Below are 5542 nucleotides of genomic sequence, written 5' to 3' on the forward strand. Positions count from 1 at the left end.
CGGGGATCGCTTCAAGGAATTGGGCGGTTTGTGTGGTGTGTGTCGGAAGTTTGAGAACTCAACAGCGTGCTTAGGTCAATGCCAGTGGCCAGCTGGATTGCTCTTTCGGGGGTGTTTGGTTGGCTATATTTTTTGCACACATGTAACCTTTTGGTTGTTTGTGTGTCCTCGTTGCCATCAACGGTTGTTGGTGGTTTCTTTGAGTGATTGATTGATTGCCGGCCCTTTTGGGGTTGGTTTGTCAGTGTGATTGCTTTCTTTCGGTTTTTCGATGGAGAGTTTGATCCTGGCTCAGGACGAACGCTGGCGGCGTGCTTAACACATGCAAGTCGAACGGATCACTTTTACTTCGGTTTTGGTGGTTAGTGGCGAACGGGTGAGTAACACGTGAGTAACCTGCCCTTCACTGTGGGATAACGAGAAGAAATTCTTGCTAATACCGCATATGACGCGTCCTCGCATGGGGGTGTGTGGAAAGTTTTTTCGGTGGGGGATGGACTCGCGGCCTATCAGCTTGTTGGTGGGGTAATGGCTCACCAAGGCTTTGACGGGTAGCCGGCCTGAGAGGGCGACCGGCCACACTGGGACTGAGATACGGCCCAGACTCCTACGGGAGGCAGCAGTGGGGAATATTGCACAATGGACGAAAGTCTGATGCAGCAACGCCGCGTGCGGGATGACGGCCTTCGGGTTGTAAACCGCTTTCACCAGGGGCGAATTTGACGGTACCTGGAGAAGAAGCACCGGCTAACTACGTGCCAGCAGCCGCGGTGATACGTAGGGTGCGAGCGTTGTCCGGATTTATTGGGCGTAAAGAGCTCGTAGGTGGTTTGTTGCGTCGGGAGTGAAAACACACAGCTCAACTGTGTGCTTGCTTTCGATACGGGCAGACTTGAGGGATGTAGGGGAGAATGGAATTCCTGGTGGAGCGGTGGAATGCGCAGATATCAGGAGGAACACCGGTGGCGAAGGCGGTTCTCTGGACATTTCCTGACGCTGAGGAGCGAAAGCGTGGGGAGCAAACAGGCTTAGATACCCTGGTAGTCCACGCCGTAAACGGTGGGCACTAGGTGTGGGGGACATTCCACGTTCTCCGTGCCGTAGCTAACGCATTAAGTGCCCCGCCTGGGGAGTACGGCCGCAAGGCTAAAACTCAAAGGAATTGACGGGGGCCCGCACAAGCGGCGGAGCATGCGGATTAATTCGATGCAACGCGAAGAACCTTACCTGGGTTTGACATGCACCAGACGACAGCAGAGATGTTGTTTCCTTCGGGCTGGTGTGCAGGTGGTGCATGGCTGTCGTCAGCTCGTGTCGTGAGATGTTGGGTTAAGTCCCGCAACGAGCGCAACCCTCGTCCTATGTTGCCAGCGGGTTATGCCGGGAACTCATGGGAGACTGCCGGGGTCAACTCGGAGGAAGGTGGGGATGACGTCAAGTCATCATGCCCCTTATGTCCAGGGCTTCACGCATGCTACAATGGCTGGTACAAAGTGTTGCGATCCCGTGAGGGTGAGCGAATCACGTAAAGCCAGTCTCAGTTCGGATTGGGGTCTGCAACTCGACCCCATGAAGTCGGAGTCGCTAGTAATCGCAGATCAGCATTGCTGCGGTGAATACGTTCCCGGGCCTTGTACACACCGCCCGTCAAGTCATGAAAGTCGGTAACACCCGAAGCCGGTGGCCCAACCCTTGTGGGGGGAGCCGTCGAAGGTGGGATCGGTAATTAGGACTAAGTCGTAACAAGGTAGCCGTACCGGAAGGTGCGGCTGGATCACCTCCTTTCTAGGGAGCCTCATGTGCCTACCCGGTGTCACTGCTGGGGGGTCGTCTGCTTTCATGCCCGTGTGTGGTGTGGGTGGCTGGGGTGACTTTTTGTGGAAGGCATTGACCGAGTCGGATCCTGGTTGGGGTTCGGGTGTTTAGTACTACCTCCTGTTGTGGGGGGTGTGGAAGGGGCCCGGGTTTCTGGTTGGGGTTGGGCGGTGGCACGTTGTTGGGTTCTGGGACTTCCGCCATGAATGTGGTGGGTGTCGCAAGTGACGGTGCCAGGGTGCTTGCTCCCGTGTGTGGGGTGGGTGTTCTGGTGTTTGTTTGTTGTTTGAGAATTGTATAGTGGACGCGAGCATCTTTGTAGATTTTGTTGATCGTTTTGTTTGGTGACAAGCTACTAAGGGCGGTCGGTGGATGCCTTGGCATCAAGAGCCGATGAAGGACGTTGTAACCTGCGATAAGCCATGGGGAGCTGGTAAACGAGCTTTGATCCGTGGATCTCCGAATAGGGAAACCTCGAATGTCCCGAGTTGTGTCGGGCGACCTCATCCTGAATATATAGGGGTGTTGGAGGGAACGTGGGGAAGTGAAACATCTCAGTACCCACAGGAAGAGAAAACAATTGTGATTCCGTGAGTAGTGGCGAGCGAAAGCGGAAGAGGCCAAACCTGGTGTGTGTGATAGCTGGCAGGCGTTGCATGCTGGGGGTAGTGGGGCCGGCTTGGGAGAGCTGCTGATCTCCCGACGAGTGATAAAGGGAATGCGAAGTCGAACAGCCTGGGAAGGTTGGCCATAGTGCGTGACAGTCGTGTAGGCGTATGTGTTCCCCTCGTGGTCGTTACCCCAAGTAGCACGGAACCCCTGAAATTCTGTGTGAATCCGGCGGGACCACCCGTCAAGCCTAAATACTCCTTGATGACCGATAGCGGACAAGTACCGTGAGGGAAAGGTGAAAAGTACCCCGGGAGGGGAGTGAAATAGTACCTGAAACCGACCGCCTACAATCCGTCGGAGCCTCTTTGTGGGGTGACGGCGTGCCTTTTGAAGAATGAGCCTGCGAGTCAGTGCTCGGTGGCGAGGTTAACCCGTGTGGGGGAGCCGTAGCGAAAGCGAGTCCGAATAGGGCGTTTTAGTCGCCGGGTCTGGACCCGAAGCGGAGTGATCTATCCATGGCCAGGTTGAAGCGACGGTAAGACGTCGTGGAGGACCGAACCCACTTGGGTTGAAAACCGAGGGGATGAGCTGTGGATAGGGGTGAAAGGCCAATCAAACTCCGTGATAGCTGGTTCTCCCCGAAATGCATTTAGGTGCAGCGTCGCCTGTTTCTTACCGGAGGTAGAGCACTGGATGGTCTAGGGGGCCCACAAGCTTACCAAAATCAGCCAAACTCCGAATGCCGGTAAGTGAAGGGCGGCAGTGAGACTGTGGGGGATAAGCTTCATAGTCGAGAGGGAAACAGCCCAGATCATCAGCTAAGGCCCCTAAGGGACTGCTAAGTGGAAAAGGATGTGGAGTTGCGAAGACAACCAGGAGGTTGGCTTGGAAGCAGCCACCCTTGAAAGAGTGCGTAATAGCTCACTGGTCAAGTGATTCTGCGCCGACAATGTAGCGGGGCTCAAGCAGTCCGCCGAAGCTGTGGCAACCATGCGTGTACTTGATCTTTGGATCCAGGTGTGTGGTTGGGTAGGGGAGCGTCGTGTGTGCGGTGAAGCGGCGGGGTGACCCAGTCGTGGAGTGCACACGAGTGAGAATGCAGGCATGAGTAGCGAAAGACGGGTGAGAAACCCGTCCGCCGAATATCCAAGGGTTCCAGGGTCAAGCTAATCTGCCCTGGGTGAGTCGGGACCTAAGGCGAGGCCGACAGGCGTAGTCGATGGACAACCAGTTGATATTCTGGTACCGGCGAAGCAACGCCCGTGCCGAGGCCGGTGATACTAAGCACGCAAGGCCGTCCGTGTCACCCTTCGGGGTGGTTGGGTGGTTGAGTCTGTGACCTGAGCCGGTAGTAGGCAAGCTGCGGAGGGACGCAGGAAGGTAGCCCATCCCACGCGATGGTTGTCGTGGGCTAAGCGCGTAGGCTGTTGCATTGGCAAATCCGTGCGACGTGTGGCTGAGACGTGATGGCACTGCCCCGTTGGGGGTGGTGTGGGTGATCCTATGCTGCCTAGAAAAGCTTCGTGAGCGAGTTGTGAGCCGCCCGTACCCCAAACCGACACAGGTGGATAGGTAGAGAATACCAAGGCGATCGAGAGAATCGTGGTGAAGGAACTCGGCAAAATACCCCCGTAACTTCGGGATAAGGGGGACCTGAACCGTGAACACCTTTGCGGTGGGAAGCGGGGAGGGTCGCAGAGACCAGGCCCAAGCGACTGTTTACTAAAAACACAGGTCCGTGCGAAGTTGAAAGACGATGTATACGGACTGACTCCTGCCCGGTGCTGGAAGGTTAAGGGGAACTGTTAGCGCAAGCGAAGCGGTGAACTTAAGCCCCAGTAAACGGCGGTGGTAACTATAACCATCCTAAGGTAGCGAAATTCCTTGTCGGGTAAGTTCCGACCTGCACGAATGGAGTAACGATTTGGGCGCTGTCTCCACCACGAACTCGGCGAAATTGCATTACGAGTAAAGATGCTCGTTACGCGCAGCAGGACGGAAAGACCCCGGGACCTTTACTATAGTTTGGTATTGGTGATCGGTACGACTTGTGTAGGATAGGTGGGAGACTTTGAAGCTGTCACGCCAGTGATGGTGGAGTCAACGTTGAAATACCACTCTGGTCGTTCTGGTTATCTAACCTCGGACCCTGATCGGGTTCAGGGACAGTGCCTGATGGGTAGTTTGACTGGGGCGGTCGCCTCCCAAAAGGTAACGGAGGCGCCCAAAGGTTCCCTCAGCCTGGTTGGCAATCAGGTGTTGAGTGTAAGTGCACAAGGGAGCTTGACTGTGAGACAGACATGTCGAGCAGGGACGAAAGTCGGGACTAGTGATCTGACGGTGGCGTGTGGAAGCGCCGTCACTCAACGGATAAAAGGTACCCCGGGGATAACAGGCTGATCTTGCCCGAGCGTCCATAGCGACGGCATGGTTTGGCACCTCGATGTCGGCTCGTCGCATCCTGGGGCTGGAGTCGGTCCCAAGGGTTGGGCTGTTCGCCCATTAAAGCGGCACGCGAGCTGGGTTTAGAACGTCGTGAGACAGTTCGGTCCCTATCCGCTGCGCGCGTTAGAGTCTTGAGAAGGGCTGTCCTTAGTACGAGAGGACCGGGACGGACCAACCTCTGGTGTGCCAGTTGTCCTGCCAAGGGCACGGCTGGTTGGCTACGTTGGGAAATGATAACCGCTGAAAGCATCTAAGCGGGAAGCACGCTTCAAGATGAGGACTCTCACCACCATCGAGTGGGTAAGGCCCCCTACAGACCATGGGGTTGATAGGCCAGACGTGGAAGCACAGCAATGTGTGGAGCTGACTGGTACTAATAGGCCGAGGGCTTGTCACACACCCAACAAAACAAGTGACACAAACGTCTCCAAACACTCGCGTCCACTATACGATATCTGAACCAACAAACACGTTGGAGTCCCCCCACCCAAACGGTAGGGAAAGACAACCAAAGAATGTTTCGGTGGTCATTGCGCAAGGGAAACGCCCGGTCCCATTCCGAACCCGGAAGCTAAGCCTTGCAGCGCCGATGGTACTGCACCCGAGGGGGTGTGGGAGAGTAGGACACCGCCGAACACACCCCAACAGGGTGAACAAGAAGGCCCGAACC

The 5542-nt window shown here is 55.8% G+C and carries 3 rRNA genes; all 3 read left to right on the forward strand.

Going from position 1 to position 5542, the window contains the following annotated elements:
• Positions 1–268: 268 nt before the first annotated feature.
• The 3 genes from ET989_RS14535 to rrf all read left to right on the forward strand — a co-directional run bounded on the left by ET989_RS14535 (position 269) and on the right by rrf (position 5508).
• Positions 269–1785 (forward strand): 16S ribosomal RNA (locus ET989_RS14535).
• 375 nt (positions 1786–2160) lie between these two features.
• Positions 2161–5269: ribosomal RNA gene (locus tag ET989_RS14540) — 23S ribosomal RNA — on the forward strand.
• 122 nt (positions 5270–5391) lie between these two features.
• Positions 5392–5508, forward strand: a 5S ribosomal RNA gene (rrf, locus tag ET989_RS14545).
• The 16S, 23S and 5S rRNA genes sit together here, the layout of an rRNA operon.
• Positions 5509–5542 lie beyond the last annotated feature (34 nt).

Source organism: Propioniciclava sinopodophylli (assembly GCF_004324755.1).
GTDB lineage: Bacteria > Actinomycetota > Actinomycetes > Propionibacteriales > Propionibacteriaceae > Propioniciclava > Propioniciclava sinopodophylli.